Below are 17,581 nucleotides of genomic sequence, written 5' to 3' on the forward strand. Positions count from 1 at the left end.
ATATTGTAGGCGATAACCTTAAATAGGCTAAATAACTTTATTTAGCCTAAGTTAACATCTGTATTTAGAATAATCCCTTATCTCGTAAAATATGAAGATCTTTTTTGCGACGAGTAAAACCAGTACGGTCAAAATACTCTAAAATTTGTACTGCTAATTTACGCCCAACAGATAACTCATCACGGAAATCTGCGGCGGTAACACTGCCATTATTTTCATTATATTTCAAAATGATAGACGCAAATTTTTCTATTGATTGGTGTGTATAGTAGCGGTCGGCAATAATCGGAATAATTAAACCTAATTGTGCCGCTTTACGTAATAATGAGCGGATCACTTTCTCATCATTTTTCATTTCATTGGCGAGATCACGTACCCACCAAGGTTCTGCTTGCTCAAAATAGACTTTAGCTTTTTGCCATAGCGCATCTTGTTCTGGAGAAAAAGCAAGACCATGGGTTGGAAGATGAAGCCAACCACGACTTTGGCTAATAGCCCCTTCTTTACGTAATTGATCAATTAAGTGATAGACCAATTCATCATGATAAGTAGGGAGTGCCATCCGTTTTAAGCGAGAGCGACCTACCCCCATTTGATCATTATGTTGTTGGTGATATTCCTCAAGTGTATCGAGTAATTTTTGTTTTGCTTTATCAGCATTATCTTTAGAAAGAATAACGCCAGCGACGTTAACTAGGTCAAAGGTTTCTAATAACTGAGCCAGTGCAGTTTCAGTTAATTGTTGTGCCCAAGAAAACTGACTTAGAGAGAGTTCACCTTTTGGTAAACATAACGCTAAATGGGCGCTGACACTGTCTGCATTATCAAGTTGGTGTAACCAAGTTAAAAATTCGGCTTGTCGTTTGCCTCTACGTGGTGAGTGCAAATATAAGACTTTTGCTGCGGCTAACGTGCGTTGAGCACTAATATCACGCAAGATAAGTCTGTCGTTATCCACCAGCCAAAGAGGTTCATCAAGAATAAGCTCGGCTAACTGCGGTGTTTCATTCACATCATTTAAAAGAGCAACACGACCCGTAATATGACGTGTACCGTGGTGAATATGTACAGGCTGCCAATGCTTTAAAGGTTCATCCGCAATTAAACTGACTAATATTTTATGAGATTGATAGTTAGGCGCTTGAGAAAGAAGCCAGTCACCACGAGAGACATTTTCTTTACTGACATCACCTGTGATGTTAATTGCAATGCGATGGCCTGCACCTGCACTCTCTACGGGCTGATTTTGTGCATGTAAGGCTCTTATTCTTACGGGTTTATCTGCGCCAGTTAGCCAAAAGGTATCACCAACAGAGATTTGTCCTGCAAGTGCGGTTCCTGTGACAACTAAACCAGCCCCTTTAATGCTAAAAACACGGTCTATTGCTAAACGAAAACGCTTATGCCATTGAGGATGCTGTTGCTCTTGCTGATGCAACTCAACAAGGTAGTTACGAAGCGCTGGAATACCTTCACCAGAAGGGGCTGAAGTGACAAAAATATCAGGTTGTTGCCAGCCTAAATTGGCTAATACATCGATTGTTTGTGAACGAACTTCTTCTATTCGCTCAGGTGTAACGCGATCGGCTTTGGTGAGAATAACGGTAACTTGAGGACAGCCAGCAAGACGTAAAATAGAAATATGTTCGATGGTTTGTGCCATAACGCCATCGTCACAAGCCACAATTAATAGTGCATGAGAGATCCCACCAACACCTGCGAGCATATTTGAAAGGAATTTCTCATGGCCAGGAACATCCACAAAACCTATTGAGGTTCCATCATCTTGACGCCAATAGGCATAACCTAAATCGATGGTCATGCCGCGCTTTTTCTCTTCAGGTAAATGGGTCGTATCTACCCCAGTAATGGCCTGTATAAGAGTGGTTTTTCCGTGGTCTACGTGACCTGCTGTCGCAAAAATCATAGTAAAAGTGCCTGTATTAATGCATTTTCATCCTCAAGACAGCGCAGATCAAGCCACAGGCGACCATCAGTAATTCGACCAATAATTGGCTTTTCTAAATTACGCCAATGCGCAGCTAGCGCATCTAACTGGCTACCTTTTCCATCTTTGGCTTCAAAGGTCAGTGCCGCACTTGGCAAACTTTCAATAGGTAATGAACCACTGCCTATTTGAGAAGCACATGAGGATACCGTGATATGGTAGTTATCCCCATAATATGCCTGAAAATGAGGCAATAACCGTTGCGCCATATCATTAATTTCTGTTTGTGTCCGCGTTAACAAACGTAATGTCGGGATCTCAACCGCCATTTTTTCAGGTTGTTGGTAAAGGCGTAATGTGGCGCCTAAAGCCGCTAATGTCATTTTATCAACACGTAATGCACGCTTTAAAGGATGGCGTTGAATAGCCTCAATCCACACTTTTTTACCTAAGATTATCCCAGCTTGTGGGCCACCTAATAATTTATCGCCCGAGAAGGTAACAAGGTCGATACCTTGTTGCAGATAATCTTGAGGCATTGGCTCGGAAGGTAAACCTAAGGCGGCTAAATGAGTCATTGAGCCACTGCCCAAATCGATAGCGGTGGGTAAATTCATCTCTTTGCCAAGCGCGGCAAGTTCGTCGCCATGGACTTCTGCTGTAAAACCTTGAATACAATAATTGCTCGTATGAACTTTCATTAGCAAACCGGTATTTTCATTAATGGCGTTACGATAATCTTTAAGGTGAGTACGGTTTGTTGTTCCCACCTCTTTGAGTGTACAACCTGCTTGTGTCATCACATCAGGGATACGAAAAGCGCCACCAATCTCTACTAATTCACCACGAGAAACAACGACCTCTTTATGAGGTGCAACCGTTGCGAGCATCAATAAAACAGCCGCGGCATTGTTATTAACGATACAAGCATCTTCTGCCCCCGTTAAGTCACATAACAAATCTGCGATCGCGCGATCGCGGTGTCCTCTTGAAGCCCCATCAAGAGAATACTCTAAGGTTGCAGGTGATCGCATAACTTGGCTAACCGCTTCAATGGCGGATTCTGCCATTAATGCACGCCCTAAATTAGTGTGTAAAACAGTGCCTGTTAAATTGAAAACAGGTCTAATTGAGGATTTTCGTTGTAATGTAATACGATTTTTTAATTCATCTACCCAATGATTATGCCATTGGGGTAACGTGTTTTTTTGGCGAATAATGATACGCGCTTCTTCTTGTAACTTTCGTAAATGCTCTGCAATAAATGTCTGACCATAAGAAGCCACTAAGGCTTGGATGTCTGCTTGGTGCAGTAATTTATCAATAGACGGTAGTTGACTATAAAGTGAGCGCATATCATTTGTCATTCTAATACCTAATTATCATTCGTTCGGGAACAGGAATGGATTAATGCTACTACGAGCAAAGCCTTCTTCTTCCATTTTTGCATCAAGAACAATAGAGGCTAAATCGTCAGCGACAGCATCCACATTGGCATCTTTTTCTTGATATAAAATTTTCAGATAGCTTCCACAATCACCACAGCTTTCTGCTTTTACTGGGGCATTTTCGCTGTCTAAAGACCAGTAATTTAATTTACCCGTTAATTCACAGTTGGTGCATTTAATGCGTACAACATGCCACTGTGTTTCACATAAATTACAGTGTAAATAACGTAAACCTTGTGTTGTGCCGATTTGTACCATGCTTGCCACAGGCATACTGTTACAAACTGGGCAAAATTGACGATTTTCACCGTATTCTGTCTTGGCTTTACCTGGAATATTTGCCGCTAATTGTGCCCAATAAAGAGACAATGCTGCCCAAATAAAGACAGATTTATCTGCTGAGACTTTTGAATATTCATCATTAAGTAATGCTGTTGCCATCTCTTCTAATTCAGTTTCAGAAGCTTTAGAAAGATTTTCTAAAGTGATAGTGGCACTTTCAGGCACAACGGGACGTAATTCAGCAATAATTGAAGCTAATAAAGCATGCCAATGTTTACTGCGTTTGAATGTTTTTCTATCTAAAGGCGCGGCACCGATTTGCTGTGTCATAAGTGGAGCAAGATCGATGATGAGTGGATTGTCATGAAGTGCTTTTTCTTGAGCCTTGACAATTTCTGCCGCAAATTCAAGGTAGTCTGCAAAAGGATTATCTTTTGCTAGTGCTTGAAAACGTTCTGCACGACGTTGATAAAGGTTTTTCAGATTCGGGAATAATACGGGAGGAATAAAACTAATCCCTTTTTCTGATGGTTCTTTACCTAATTGCTCTTTAGGAACGATGCGAATACTCATAACGTTCTATCTTCCTATTATCATAAATTTTATAGTGAATACCCACAGGGTTTGGTTTCAGAATAAATCAAAAGCAAACATGAAGCCATGACAGTGGGTAATAATAGCGTGATTTTATTGTTTTTTACGTCTTAAAAACGGGCGTAAAGTGAATAAAAAACGGAGGCTGATCAAGCCTCCGTTTGTTCAGAAATAGACTTTAGAGTATTATTTCTCTGACTGCTTTTCGGCTTCTTTTTTCTCTTCTTCGAGAATTTCACGATACCAACGAGGGTGGTGCTTTTTAGCCCAGCCACGCGTTACCCAGCCTTCAATCATGCTACGAATTGACCCTTTCACCCAGAATGCCGCATAAGCGTGAACAAATACGGTGATTATCAGTAAAATTGCTGATAATGAGTGAACTAATAAGGCAATTCTAATCACTGGGATCGAGAAATACTCGGCGAAATAAGGACGCCAAATGATAATGCCACTGACGGTCAGTAAGATTAGACTGATACTTAACATCCAGTAAATGCCTTTCTGACCTAAATTGTAGTGACCGATATCGCCAGCTTCTTCATTTTGTAGCACTTTATGAATATTTTTAGCCCAGACTAAGTCATCTTTATCGATAAAGTTATACTTCAAGTATCTGAAGAACATAAAGATAAAGAGAATTGCCATAGCACTACCCACAAATGGGTGTAACAGACGCGACAATTCTGGTGTTCCTAAAATATTCATGAACCAGTTCAGAGATGGGAAGAAGAAACCCAATCCGCTGATTGCTGTGAACAGAAAGACAATCACAACAACCCAGTGGTTTATACGCTCTGATGCGGTATGGCGAAGAATTTTATCACCTTTCTTCTTCATCATTTCTGCTCCTCCTTCTTCACAGAGGTCTGTGTTTTAGAAGATGCTTCCATCTCTTTGAGTGCTTCTTCTTCATCTTCTTCAGTGGTACGGTTTGGACCGACACCTAAATAGTGGAAAATAGCACCTGCGAAGGTTGCGGCAAAACCAACAGCAGCCAAGGGTTTCCAAATACCTTTCCAGAATTTAACGGTAGAGCTAATTTCTGGGTTTTCTGGTAAACCGTGGTACAGATTGGGTTTGTCAGCATGATGGAGAACATACATTACGTGTGTACCCCCCACACCTTGTGGATCGTAAAGACCTGCATTGTCGTAACCACGCGTTTGCAGTTCAGAAACACGCTCACTAGCAAGATTGATCATGGCTTCTTTCGAACCAAAATGAATCGCGCCTGTTGGGCAAGTTTTCACACAGGCAGGTTCTTGACCAACTTCTACACGGTCAACACATAACGTACATTTGTAAGCGCGGTTATCTTCTTCATTAATGCGAGGCACATTGAAAGGACAACCTGCGATACAATAACCACAACCAATACAGTGTTCTGATTGGAAATCAACAATACCGTTAGCGTATTGAATGATAGCACCTTCTGCTGGGCAGGCTTTTAAACAGCCAGGATCAGCACAGTGCATACAACCATCTTTACGAATTAACCATTCCAGTTTGCCGTTCTCTTCAACTTCAGAGAAACGCATCACTGTCCATGATTTTGCTGTTAGGTCAGTTGGGTTATCGTAAACGCCTACGTTAGTGCCAATTTTATCGCGAATATCATTCCATTCAGAACAAGCAACCTGACAGGCTTTACAGCCGATACAGGTTGTTACGTCGATAAGTTTTGCCACTTCTTCCTTGTAATCCCGCACCTGAGGCGCGGGAGTGAGGGAATTGGTAGCAGAGCGACGAATAATGTCTTGGGATTGCAGTGACATAATTTATCTCCTTACACCTTTTCCACATTAACAAGGAACGCTTTAAACTCAGGCGTTTGTGTATTCGCATCACCCACAAATGGCGTTAGCGTATTTGCAATAAAGCCTTTCACTGCAACACCTTCAAAGCCCCAGTGGATCGGAATACCAATGGTATCCACTTTGCGACCATCAACATCAAGAGTCCTGATACGTTTAGTGACTACCGCTTTCGCTTTGATATAACCACGTTTGGAGCTGACTTTAACGGTATCACCTTGAACAATGCCTTTTTCTGCGGCTAAACGCTCACCAATTTCAATAAATTGTTGTGGTTGAATAATCGCATTTAAGCGCGCGTGTTTAGTCCAGAAGTGGAAATGTTCTGTCAGACGATAAGTTGTACCGACATATGGGAAATCTTCTGCTTTACCCATATCATTCCAGTCATCTTTAAAAATACGCGCTGCTGGATTTGAAACAACATTTGGATGCAGCGGGTTAGTACCCAATGGTGTTTCAATTGGCTCATAGTGTTCAGGGAATGGACCTTCTGCCATCTTGTCGATAGCAAACAGACGTCCCATACCTTCTGGCTGCATAATAAATGGACCAACATCAGAACCTGGTGCAGCATTGCTATAGTCAGGTACATCAATACCTGTCCATTTGCTACCATCCCATTCGATTAGCTTACGTTTAGGATCCCATGGTTGACCTTGTGGGTCTGCCGATGCGCGGTTATAAATAATGCGACGGTTAAGAGGCCATGCCCATGCCCAACCTAATGTATTACCTAATCCTGATGGATCGGAGTTATCACGGTTAGCCATTTGGTTGCCTTTCTCTGTCCAGCTACCTGCGAAGATCCAACAGCCACTTGCTGTTGTACCATCATCACGTAACTGAGCAAACGAGCTAAGCAGTTGACCTTTTTTCAGAATGATATTGCCATCAGCGTCTTTTAAATCGACTAACGCTTTACCATTGCTTTCTTGTGCCACTTCTGCGGATGTTGGATTATCAGGATCAAAGTAATCCCAAGTCATATTCAACACCTGCTCTGGCATCGCGCCGCCTTCTTCTTTATAGAGTTGGCGTAAACGATGGAAAATACCAGATAAAATCTCAGCATCAGGGATAGCAACACCTGGGGCATCACCGCCTTTCCAGTGCCACTGTAACCAGCGACCAGAGTTAACGATAGAGCCGTCTTCTTCTGCGAAACAGGTTGTTGGCAGACGGAAGACTTCTGTCTGGATATCTTCTGTTTTAACGTCGTTCTCTTCACCGTGGTTCTGCCAGAAACATGAAGTTTCAGTGTTTAGCGGATCCATAGTGATAAGGAATTTCAGTTTTGATAATGAACGAACAACTTTATTCTTATTCGGGAATGATGCCACTGGGTTAAAGCCTTGGCAGATATAGCCGTTGACTTCACCTTTATCCATCATGTCGAAATATTGTAGAACGTCGTAAGGTTTGTCCCACTTAGGTAACAGTGAGAAGCCCCAATCATTATCACGTTGAGCATTATCACCATAAAATGTCTTCATCATACTGACGAAGAATTTAGGATAATTGCCCCAGTAGTTAACTTGTCCCGGTACTGTCGCTTTTGGCGTATTCGCTGCTAAATAGGTTTCTAACGATGTTTGCTTTTCAGAAGGCAAAGTTAGGTAACCTGGTAAGCTTTGAGATAATAGACCGAGGTCAGTTAAGCCTTGAATATTGGAGTGACCACGTAGTGCGTTAACACCGCCACCAGCCATACCCATATTACCTAACAGTAATTGGATCATTGCCATGGTACGAATGTTTTGGGCACCAACGGTATGTTGAGTCCAGCCTAATGCATACAGGAAAGATGCTGTTTTATCTTTCGCTGCTGTTTCAGCAATATATTCACAGACTTTTAGGAAATCGTCTTTTGGTGTACCACAAATCTGAGTAACCACATCAGGCGTATAACGGCTAACGTGTTGTTTTAACAGATTCCAGACACAACGAGGATGTTGTAATGTGGTGTCGCGTTTTGCGAAACCATTTTCATCCATCTCGTAGTTCCAAGTGGTTTTATCGTATTTACGTTTTTCTGCATCATATCCGCTGAATAAACCATCATCAAAATGATAGTCTTCACGGACAATCAAGCTAGCATTGGTATAAGCCTCAACGTATTCTTTTTGATATTTCTTATTTTCGAGCAGATATAAGATAACGCCCGATAAGAACGCAATATCAGTACCAGAACGGATAGGCGTATAGAAATCCGCAACAGCCGCAGTACGGGTGAAGCGAGGATCAATAACAATTAGCTTGGCGTTATTATGGATTTTAGCTTCCATTGCCCAGCGGAATCCCACAGGGTGTGCTTCTGCCGCATTACCGCCCATAACGACGATAAGATTGGCATTCTTCATATCAACCCAGTGGTTGGTCATCGCACCGCGACCAAATGTTGGAGCAAGACTTGCTACCGTTGGTCCGTGTCAGACACGCGCTTGGTTATCGACAGCCAGCATCCCAAGAGCTCTTGAGAATTTCTGAGTTAAAAACCCAGTTTCATTGCTTGCTGCAGAGGCGCAAAGCATACCTGTTGTTAACCAACGGTTGACTTCTACACCTTCTTTATTGAATTTCTGGAAGTTGGCATCGCGGTCTTTTTTGATTAAGCGCGCAATACGATCAAACGTTTCTTCCCATGTGAGTTTAACCCATTTATCCGAGCCGGGTGCACGGTATTCTGGGTGTTTTAAGCGACCTTCACTGTGAATGAAATCCACAAGACCAGCACCTTTAGGGCATAATGCACCGCGGTTTACTGGATGGTCTGAGTCACCTTCAATATGGAATATTGTTTCTTTTGCGTTTTTCGCGCCATCGCCCAGACTATACATTAATAGTCCACAACCGACAGAACAGTACGTACAGGTATTGCGGGTTTCACGGGCTCTCAGTAATTTATACTGACGTGAGCCAGCTAGCGCAACTGCTGGTGCAAAACCGAGCGCCGCCGCTGTAGTACCTGCCATACCGCCAGCACAGATCTTAAAGAACTGTCTTCTGCTGACCTGCATGGGGTCTCTCCTCATCATACATTGCTTTTACTGACTCTGATTTTCTTCACGAAAATGGAGCTGATTGTTTTTTTATTCCTATTATCCTTAATAGGATCAGGTTCATTGCCTGATAGGTAGTGTAAAATCGTTTTACCCGTATTGTTATTATGTATTAATAAAATTAGGAATTCATCTTATGGATGAAACAAAATCGACAAAATTGTTAACTAAACGTGTAATCATTGGCGTAGATCAAACAATTGTGCAACACAAAGGATCTCTCAACAGACAAGAAGATGATTATATTGCACTCGAAGTTCCTGTTGCATTAGTATACAACGGAATTTCTCACGTTGTTATGATGGCTAGCCCTAAAAATTTAGAGTTGTTTGCTGTCGGATTTTCTTTATCCGAAGGCATTATAGAATCTTCTAATGAAATTCGAAGTATCGAAATTGTGGAAAGTTGCCATGGGGGCATTGAAGTTCAAGTTGAATTATCAAGCCGACGCTTTATGGGGTTAAAAGAGCGCCGCCGCAATATGGCAGGGCGTACAGGCTGTGGTATTTGTGGAACTGAACAACTAGAAGAGATTTTCCGACCTATTACACCGTTACCTTTTACACAAACGTTTTCACTGTCAAATCTTGATAAAGCCTTAGCGCAAATGACAACGGTTCAAGAAATCGGTGAGCTAACGGGGTGTACACATGCTGCGGTTTGGTTGTCACCAGAAGGTGAAATGCAAGGAGGATGCGAAGACGTTGGTCGTCATGTTGCGCTTGATAAACTTTTAGGTATGAAAGCACAAGAAAAATGGCATGAAGGCGCGGTATTAGTTTCAAGCCGAGCAAGCTATGAAATGGTACAAAAAGCGGCGATGTGTGGCACAGAAATTTTATTTGCTGTTTCTGCCGCAACCTCTTTAGCTGTTGAAGTTGCTAATAAATATAATGTTACGCTGGTGGGTTTTTGTCGTCGCGGAAGAGCAACGATATTTACTCATCCACAACGACTGACAGACTAATTAATATCGTGGAACATCCACAAGTTAGGCTCAAGATAAGTGCCAGATTGGTGTTGAATATCAATACTAACCGGTGCAAGCCCCATAGGAATGGCATAATCACCACTCGTGGGAAACCGTAAAGAAGTCCATTGTTCCCATGTTTCTTTTGGCGCTTCTATTTTCATAGACTGTGGGGCTATTTTAATAATCGTCGCACCTAAACGCCAATGTGTGCGTATCCAAGGATCAAAGGGTTCATTGTTATCATTTTTCCACTGGCAATACTCTTCAAAAGAGTGCAGAGGATAGCGGTGCTTTAATGTCGGTCTAACAGGGACGACAACACCAAGATAACCTTGATCTTTAGCGTAAGCTTTTAGGGTTTTAATTAAACGTTGCGGAATTCCTTGGCCACGATAACGGCTATCAACGGTGACTGACAATGCTGAAATAAGTTGGCATGGGCACTGTTTTTCATCTGCTTGCATACCTAATTCAAATACACAATCCCAGCCATTATCAGGAAGTGCATTAAAACTGTTATGTTTCCAAGGGAAAGCGACAGCGTTTATCACACCAATGACTTCTTCTTGATCATTTTCTTTTAATACGGCGAGAAATTGGTAATGAGAAAAAGGAGGTGCGTATAAGCGATCCCAATAGCTTTCATTAACAGAGGTTCCCATCATAAAAGCGGGCCAATGATCAGCAATCATTTTTTCTGCTTTTTCGAGTAAATCAGTACGAGACTGAAAACTCGTCATTACGATATTCTTCATAGTGAATTAATTTATTAGTAAACGTAGTAAGCGGATTATGACCACAATGCCCCTAATTTGTAATCCCACTCTTTAGGTTTGATCGGGATACGCCCTGCATTTGGGGTAAAGGTGATTTCACTAAAGATAAGCTTGTTTTCAGACATTAAAAAGTCAACTCGGCAATAATTAAAGTCATTTGCCATTTTAGCGGCTAATTGCAACATATTTTCAAATTGAGTTGGTTTTTCAACAGGTTCTGGGGTATTGGGAGCTTCTAATGTAATGGGTTGTAACTGCCAAGTTGTGTCATATACATTTATATACTCATTCCCTTTGGTATCAGAAATATCAATTTCAGCGTAATGCGGCTGACCATTAAAGCAATGAAGACGACAAGTCGTTGGTATCATTGGATTGTGTGTATCAAATAAATCAATATATTCTTCACAGATGATTTGAGCTTTGATGTTTTTATAATGCCATTCACGAGTGATGGGATAGAGATTACGTTTTAAATGAAATTGAAGCTTTTTCTTTGCTTTTTCAAAATCAAAAGTGGATTTATCAAGGCATATAAGGGTACTACCACTATCGTGATTACATTTAAGTACAAAACGTGAAGGGAGCTGAGTGATATCGATTTCATCGGGATGAGAATAGGTATTAATGAGAGGCACCAGATAGTGCGGGCCAATTTTTTCTATCACATATTCTCTTACTTTGATTTTATCGGCTAAGCGCGTATAAATTGGATTTCGATCGAATAGCATACGAGCATTAATTTTTTCATTAAGTGATGTCGGTATTTTAAAGTTGGGCTGATAACCTAAGTTACGAATAAACTTATTCTTTAAATACACACGATCAGGTAATGCGATAGTTCGAAATTGCTTGAAATAATATTCTATGATTTTCATAAACTAATGATTATTTAAAATAGATAAGTGAAATAAAAACCAACTTTTCTTTGAACAAAACCCCTATATAAAGAAATAATTAAATAGAAATTAAGAGAGTAATGTCAGTTATTGATATTCTTATATTTTTTATTTATATAAATTTAGAAGGTATTAACGGTGGTTAATAATTTAAGTGCATATTTTAATAAAAGAAAAAATGACGACATTAAGAGAGCGTTAATAAAACGGAATATAGATTAAGAGTATATTAATTCGATGACCATTTAGTTATATGAATTGGTTTATCCCAATTATTAAAGCGTAATCCTTTACCGGTTCTATTTCCGTTAGCATCTAATATCTCATAGTACTCTTCAACGATTTGGCTACGGCCACGTTGCCATTCATTGGCTGTTGCAAAAGGATCAATTAAATAGATATCACCGACAACAGTATATAACTCACCTAAATAGCGAATTTTCTTCGTACTACTATTTGAATAGTGAGAAAACATAATTTGGTAGGTTTTATAGTGTTCAGGTTGACCATAAGGACCATACTTCATGGCGATGTAACGAATACCTTGAGGATCAGAATGGCTAGCACCACCTGGAACAGGCATGTCTGGGGTGATATTAAAAAGAGTATATCGAGAGGTTGCGGCGGGTTGTCTTAATGCTTGTCGATAACTTTGTGTATCTAATCCTGAGGCTGTCCATGTTCTATCCACTAAGCCATCTCCTGCCAAACAGGAAACAGATAATCCTAATAATGAAAGAATTATAAATAGGGACTTAGTAGACATAAATACTCCTTTATTGCCATTATGATGCCAAAAAATAAGGTATTTATTCCGTGAAACAGAGGTGTAGAACCCTGTTATTTCTTGCTGTTATCCAATTTCATTCCGAAAGGTTATCAAAAATAGAGAATAAGTGATTATATTTTAATCAGAAAATACGTTTTTATATTGAGAAAGATATAAGGATTAGCAGGTGAAAACGTATGAGTACATTTAAAACATTACGTGTTGCGACTGTGCAGTTTCAACATAAAGCAAACAACAAAGTTTATAATTTATCAAAAATTCATCAATTTATAGATAATGCCATCAGTGAAAAAGTGAATGTATTAGTGTTTCCTGAAATGTGCATTACAGGGTATTGGCATGTTCCTAAATTGCCAGAACATGCAATCTATGCATTAAGTGAACGAGTCTCTAACTGTGGTGACAGTGGATCTTTAGCGTTAATAAAACAAAAAGCGATAGCACATCAAATGGCGATAGGTGTCGGGCTTATTGAACGAGCCGAAGACAATACACTCTATAATACATGGGTTGTTTGTATGCCTGATGGCTCTTTGCATAAACATCGGAAATTACATGCCTTCGAACATCCGATCATCAAAAGTGGTGAACAATACACCGTATTTGAAACGCCTTGGGGCGTTAAAATGGGAGTATTAATTTGCTGGGATAATAACTTGATAGAAAATGCACGTGCTAATGCGTTACTCGGCGCCGATATTTTACTCGCACCTCATCAAACGGGGGGGACAAATTCACGTAGTCCACAGAGTATGAAGCCTATTCCCATGGCGCTTTGGGAAAATCGACATCATGATCCACAATCATTACAAGAGGCATTTCAAGGTGAGCATGGAAGAGGTTGGTTAATGCGTTGGTTACCAGCAAGAGCTCATGATAACGGTATGTTTGTATTATTTAGTAATGGTGTCGGTCGTGATGAAGAAGAGATCCGCACAGGAAATGCCATGATCCTTGACCCTTATGGGCGCGTAATAAAAGAGAGCAAAGCGATTAATGATGATATGGTGATTGCGGATCTTGACCTTACATTATTAGACAAATCAACAGGAAGACGCTGGATAACAGGGCGAAGGCCTGAACTTTATTCGATATTAACGACAAAATTAGGAAATGAACAAGATCCTATTTCGGTTCGATTTGGTAAAGCGTAATTTAATAAAAAACAGCTTTCATTTTGTGAGCTGTTTTTGTATTAGCTAAAGAATAATCTCAATTTAATCTATTCTCTTTGCTTATCAATACATTGGTGTTAGTTGTTAATTTTATTTATTTATTTTATGTTAGAATAATAAAAGGAAAAATAAGATAGGATTAATGATTAATCATGGATACCCGTTTATTGAATGCTTTTGTTGTTTTAGCTGAAACAGAACATTTTGGTGCGGCTTCATCAAGGCTTTGTATTAGCCAACCGGCACTCACTAAACAGATAAAAACACTGGAATCTCAGTTTGGTGTCACACTTTTTCAACGTGGACGTCATGGTGCAAAATTAACGCCCGAAGGACAGTATTTACTGAGTCAATCGCAATCAGTTTTAAGAGAAGCTCGCGTTCTAGAAAAACAAGCTCGTCAATTAAGTGAACCCCAAAAAGTAGCACTTTATGCTGGATTTGGTTTGTCTTCTTTAAATTTTATTACTCCATTATTGGCAAAATTTAATCACGTATATCCTAATATTACGGTTCATATTGATGATATGCCTTCTAATACAATGGAAGATAAATTACTTTTAGGTGAGCTTGATCTCGCATTTTCTCGTTTACCTGTTACAGAGCCACTTAAAGGTGTTTCATTAGTACAAGAGCGATTGATGTTAGCAATCCCTACACAAACGATTAAGGTATTAGAGGCTGATGATGATCCATTACACTACTTTAATACGCTTGGGCTTATTCAGTTGGTTCCTGAAAAAGGAAAAAAATTGTATCAACAAATCCGTGATTTTTTAAAGCATCATCAAATAAAGCCTCGAGTATTACAACAATCACAAGATATTCAAACGCAGTTAGCGTTAGTTGCTGCGGGATTAGGAATGGCATTGGTGCCTAAAAATGCAGAACTTATTTGTGATAAACAAAAAGTAACACTATTACCACTTTCAGGTTTATATACACAATGGGAAATAGGTGTTATTTGGAATAATAATATTCAGAATAAAGATCGTGATCTTTTTATAAAAATAATTTCTGATGAAATAAATAAAATATAATAAAAATTTTTTTAACTTTAGAATTGATGATATTTGAAATAGACGTCTTATAACAAGGTATATATTTTAAATATCAATTAGTTTTGAAATAAATAAAAAGAAACAATTGCGATCTTGTTCACAAAAATAAATATAAAATCGTTTTTTGTTTTTTATGTCTTTAAATAAAAAGTTAAATTAAATCATTTGGTTAATTTAATTGTTATAATATAAGTAAGGTTAATTAAAATCTCCGTAATTAAAATGTGTTATTTACAATGAGGGGGATTTGTTTCATATTACCTACGCCCGAAACAGCAAGCTTTATATTCGTAAGTAAAGCTGTAAAGATGAAATATTAATATCTCTGTAAGTGGCTACTTATTATTTATAATAAGTAGCCACACCCTCAAGTTAATAATAAGGAAGTTATTATGAATAAACGAAATAAATTAGTCTGCGCATTATTTATATTAATGGGGACTCATACTGTACATGCTGAAATACATTCTAATCAAAGTGGGCCTTTTACGACGATGAAAGTAGGGGCTAGTGATCCTATACAACGTGGTCATAGCCAAATCCCCGGTGGAGAGCCAGGTGTGGGTATTAGTACAGTAGGAGGAGGGAAAAAAATTGGTTTTGCTTCGTTAACTTCGCCAAGAATGAGTGGTGGGGCGGATAGTAATGGAATTTATACTATTCAACCGAATGAAAGTACGCCCGCTAGTCACCGTAATATGGGCGTTTTTCACTTTGCCAAAATCACGGATGCCAATGTCTATTTTGGTGACTGGGCAAAAACAACATCAGCAACAGATGCAACACATCAAACCTATTATGTGGGGAAAGATGTTACCACCACATTACCAACAAATAGCGCCACTTATACGGTAACAGGGATTAGCCAATACAGTGGTAGTAACCTATTTTCGGGTTCATTTGATGTTGATTTCTCACAAAAGAAAATTGAAGGTTCATTGGCGAATAGCCAACGTACGGTCGAGTTAGAAGGTGGAAATCTTTATACCGCAAATAACCAAGTAACGTTTTCTGCCGATGCGAAAGAAGGTACAACATCAGGGGTTGTTGAAGGTGCTTTCTTTGGTGAAAGCGCTGAAACGTTAGCGGGTATTGTGGTGTTTAGTTCGGATCACACAAAAGATATCGGTTTTGGTGGTACGAAAAATAGCAGTGAAAGTGAAGAAATAACAGCAAGCACGGATGCTTCTTAATTTTTTCAAGAATAATAATATTATAAATTTGTTTGGTAATACAATCGGTTAATTCTTTAAATGTGGTATTAGTGGTCATTAAGCTAAATGTTAGCAACAGATAATCCGGTATAGGGTTATCTGTTTTTTTTTATTAAAAATAAACCGAACTTAAGGAATAGGTCAGTTTTTATTATAAGGATATACCATGCATTATTATCAAAAACGAATGGAATTATTTTTTATTATCAGTGTGTTATTTATTCCATTAAACGTTAATGCCAAAGAGATTAATTCTGTTTTATTCTCCTATCATTCACCTCAACACCAAGTTGCCCAACTAGGGCAACAACTTTATCGTGCTTTGCAGCAACAGCAGTGGAAAAAGGCTGAAGAACTACTACTGGACTATCAACAATTGCCTTTACATGAAACACTATTAATTGATTACGCTAAAGCGATTTTAGCTCAAGCCAAGGGCGATTTTTTAAACGCTGAATTTTATTATCAGCAACAACTTAAGCAAAAAGCCGATTTTATCCCAGCGCAAACAGGATTAATTCAGCTTTATTTTCATTTGCGAGAATATAAAAAAGCACAACGACAACTCAATCAATTGAGTAATCTGGTTGATTTACCTAACGATATTATTCAATCAATTAAGGTTTATAAGGTTAAGTTAGCCTCTTATTTTCAAGGGCAACGTTTCTATCAACTTAACTTTTTTTATAATGATAATATTAACCATGCACCTGATTTAGCTGAACATATTGTCTCTCACTCAACGCAAAGAACAATCACGTTAAGGGGAGCAAAGCCCATTACATCAACAGGGTTAACGCATTATTTTTCTTTTTATCAACCTTTTATTATTTATTCTCATCATACTTTTTCTTCCTATTCTTATGCTCGATATATTGATTATCACTCTTACCGTAGCGCTAATTTTCTTGCGTTATATACACAACTGGATTATCGCTATCAAAAATCTCAATATCAATGGTCAATAACACCGTATTACGAAATAAAAAAAACACCAACTCAATATGAATATCAAGCATGGGGAAGTGAAACACAATTATCTTATTTGATTAATAAAAAGCAAACTATTAATTTAAGCTTTGATTATAAAATAAAGAAATATCAAAAAGCGCTAAATAATTTAAATAGTCAGCGAGTGAGTTATAGTACTAACCATAACTATTATTTTAATAATAAACTACGCTTAGTTAATCAATTAAATTATCAATTTGGGTGTAAAAAAAATACTTTATTAAATTATCAGCAGTATGGTATAAAAACGGGTGTTTATTATCCATTATCAGAGCGTTGGTATATATCTTTTTTTTTACAATATCAATTTAAATATTTTAATAACTATAATCCTTTATTGAAAAAGAGAAGAAAAGACAATAGTGTTGTTTTTACAACTAATATTAAAAACAAATCACCTTTTATTTTAGGGTTTTATCCCGCAATAGAATTACGTTATACCCGAAGATTAAGCAATGTGGATTGGTTATATCAATATCAGCAACATGAAGTGTTATTTAAATTAGAAAAACAATTTTAATTAAATAAGTG

The 17,581-nt window shown here is 38.7% G+C and carries 14 protein-coding genes; 5 read left to right on the forward strand and 9 right to left on the reverse strand.

Annotated features, from left to right (window positions below; translation table 11 throughout):
• Positions 1-64: 64 nt before the first annotated feature.
• The 6 genes from selB to fdnG all read right to left on the reverse strand — a co-directional run bounded on the left by selB (position 65) and on the right by fdnG (position 9,109).
• Positions 65-1,927: a selenocysteine-specific translation elongation factor gene (gene selB, locus SB028_RS19380; protein ID WP_069367376.1), complete on the reverse strand. Its 1,863-nt coding sequence runs from the start codon at positions 1,925-1,927 to the stop codon at positions 65-67.
• Positions 1,924-3,315 carry an L-seryl-tRNA(Sec) selenium transferase gene (gene selA / locus SB028_RS19385; protein ID WP_069367375.1) on the reverse strand — a complete coding sequence of 464 codons (1,392 nt, stop codon included), beginning with the start codon at positions 3,313-3,315 and terminating at the stop codon, positions 1,924-1,926. The genes selB and selA overlap by 4 nt, the downstream gene beginning before the upstream one ends.
• A 15-nt stretch (positions 3,316-3,330) precedes the next feature.
• Entirely contained in the window at positions 3,331-4,251 is a 921-nt protein-coding gene (gene fdhE, locus SB028_RS19390) for a formate dehydrogenase accessory protein FdhE (protein ID WP_069367374.1), read from the reverse strand.
• A gap of 207 nt (positions 4,252-4,458) precedes the next feature.
• Entirely contained in the window at positions 4,459-5,115 is a 657-nt protein-coding gene (gene fdoI / locus SB028_RS19395) for a formate dehydrogenase cytochrome b556 subunit (RefSeq protein ID WP_069367373.1), read from the reverse strand.
• Positions 5,112-6,050 (reverse strand): formate dehydrogenase subunit beta, encoded by a 939-nt coding sequence (fdxH, locus tag SB028_RS19400; RefSeq protein WP_069367372.1) that lies wholly within the window; start codon positions 6,048-6,050, stop codon positions 5,112-5,114. The genes fdoI and fdxH overlap by 4 nt, the downstream gene beginning before the upstream one ends.
• 11 nt (positions 6,051-6,061) lie before the next feature.
• Complete coding sequence (gene fdnG / locus SB028_RS19405; RefSeq protein ID WP_128860464.1) at positions 6,062-9,109, reverse strand: formate dehydrogenase-N subunit alpha; 3,048 nt, start codon at positions 9,107-9,109, stop codon at positions 6,062-6,064.
• Between the two features lie 178 nt (positions 9,110-9,287).
• On the opposite strand from fdnG, the gene fdhD reads away from it, so the two are divergent.
• A complete protein-coding gene (gene fdhD / locus SB028_RS19410; protein ID WP_069367369.1) occupies positions 9,288-10,118 on the forward strand; it encodes a formate dehydrogenase accessory sulfurtransferase FdhD in 831 nt (276 codons plus the stop codon).
• On the opposite strand, the gene SB028_RS19415 is transcribed toward fdhD, so the two are convergent.
• From SB028_RS19415 to umoA, 3 genes are all read right to left on the reverse strand, one after another.
• A complete protein-coding gene (locus tag SB028_RS19415; RefSeq protein WP_260664843.1) occupies positions 10,115-10,864 on the reverse strand; it encodes a GNAT family N-acetyltransferase in 750 nt (249 codons plus the stop codon). The genes fdhD and SB028_RS19415 overlap by 4 nt on opposite strands.
• 50 nt (positions 10,865-10,914) lie before the next feature.
• Complete coding sequence (locus tag SB028_RS19420) at positions 10,915-11,778, reverse strand: ATP-grasp fold amidoligase family protein (RefSeq protein ID WP_069367367.1); 864 nt, start codon at positions 11,776-11,778, stop codon at positions 10,915-10,917.
• 250 nt (positions 11,779-12,028) lie between these two features.
• Positions 12,029-12,565 carry a UmoA family flagellar biogenesis regulator gene (gene umoA, locus SB028_RS19425; RefSeq protein ID WP_069367366.1) on the reverse strand — a complete coding sequence of 179 codons (537 nt, stop codon included), beginning with the start codon at positions 12,563-12,565 and terminating at the stop codon, positions 12,029-12,031.
• A 200-nt stretch (positions 12,566-12,765) separates the two neighbouring features.
• On the opposite strand from umoA, the gene SB028_RS19430 reads away from it, so the two are divergent.
• From SB028_RS19430 to SB028_RS19445, 4 genes are all read left to right on the forward strand, one after another.
• Positions 12,766-13,743: a nitrilase family protein gene (locus SB028_RS19430; RefSeq protein ID WP_069367365.1), complete on the forward strand. Its 978-nt coding sequence runs from the start codon at positions 12,766-12,768 to the stop codon at positions 13,741-13,743.
• Between the two features lie 173 nt (positions 13,744-13,916).
• Positions 13,917-14,804, forward strand: a complete 888-nt coding sequence (locus SB028_RS19435) for a LysR family transcriptional regulator (RefSeq protein ID WP_069367364.1) — start codon at positions 13,917-13,919, stop codon at positions 14,802-14,804.
• A 413-nt stretch (positions 14,805-15,217) separates the two neighbouring features.
• Positions 15,218-16,018 (forward strand): Slam-dependent surface lipoprotein, encoded by an 801-nt coding sequence (locus tag SB028_RS19440; RefSeq protein ID WP_069367363.1) that lies wholly within the window; start codon positions 15,218-15,220, stop codon positions 16,016-16,018.
• Between the two features lie 187 nt (positions 16,019-16,205).
• Positions 16,206-17,570 carry a porin family protein gene (locus SB028_RS19445; protein ID WP_069367362.1) on the forward strand — a complete coding sequence of 455 codons (1,365 nt, stop codon included), beginning with the start codon at positions 16,206-16,208 and terminating at the stop codon, positions 17,568-17,570.
• Positions 17,571-17,581 lie beyond the last annotated feature (11 nt).

This window comes from Proteus vulgaris, from assembly GCF_033708015.1.
Lineage (GTDB): Bacteria > Pseudomonadota > Gammaproteobacteria > Enterobacterales > Enterobacteriaceae > Proteus.

Excerpts from the sequence above, each read along its gene's own strand:
- fdhE (WP_069367374.1), bottom strand. The coding sequence starts at position 4,251 with ATGAGTATTCGCATCGTTCCTAAAGAGCAATTAGGTAAAGAACCATCA.
- SB028_RS19430 (WP_069367365.1), top strand. The coding sequence starts at position 12,766 with ATGAGTACATTTAAAACATTACGTGTTGCGACTGTGCAGTTTCAACAT.
- umoA (WP_069367366.1), bottom strand. The coding sequence starts at position 12,565 with ATGTCTACTAAGTCCCTATTTATAATTCTTTCATTATTAGGATTATCT.
- SB028_RS19435 (WP_069367364.1), top strand. The coding sequence starts at position 13,917 with ATGGATACCCGTTTATTGAATGCTTTTGTTGTTTTAGCTGAAACAGAA.
- SB028_RS19415 (WP_260664843.1), bottom strand. The coding sequence starts at position 10,864 with ATGACGAGTTTTCAGTCTCGTACTGATTTACTCGAAAAAGCAGAAAAA.
- SB028_RS19440 (WP_069367363.1), top strand. The coding sequence starts at position 15,218 with ATGAATAAACGAAATAAATTAGTCTGCGCATTATTTATATTAATGGGG.
- SB028_RS19420 (WP_069367367.1), bottom strand. The coding sequence starts at position 11,778 with ATGAAAATCATAGAATATTATTTCAAGCAATTTCGAACTATCGCATTA.
- SB028_RS19445 (WP_069367362.1), top strand. The coding sequence starts at position 16,206 with ATGCATTATTATCAAAAACGAATGGAATTATTTTTTATTATCAGTGTG.
- selA (WP_069367375.1), bottom strand. The coding sequence starts at position 3,315 with ATGACAAATGATATGCGCTCACTTTATAGTCAACTACCGTCTATTGAT.
- fdxH (WP_069367372.1), bottom strand. The coding sequence starts at position 6,050 with ATGTCACTGCAATCCCAAGACATTATTCGTCGCTCTGCTACCAATTCC.
- fdhD (WP_069367369.1), top strand. The coding sequence starts at position 9,288 with ATGGATGAAACAAAATCGACAAAATTGTTAACTAAACGTGTAATCATT.
- fdoI (WP_069367373.1), bottom strand. The coding sequence starts at position 5,115 with ATGATGAAGAAGAAAGGTGATAAAATTCTTCGCCATACCGCATCAGAG.
- selB (WP_069367376.1), bottom strand. The coding sequence starts at position 1,927 with ATGATTTTTGCGACAGCAGGTCACGTAGACCACGGAAAAACCACTCTT.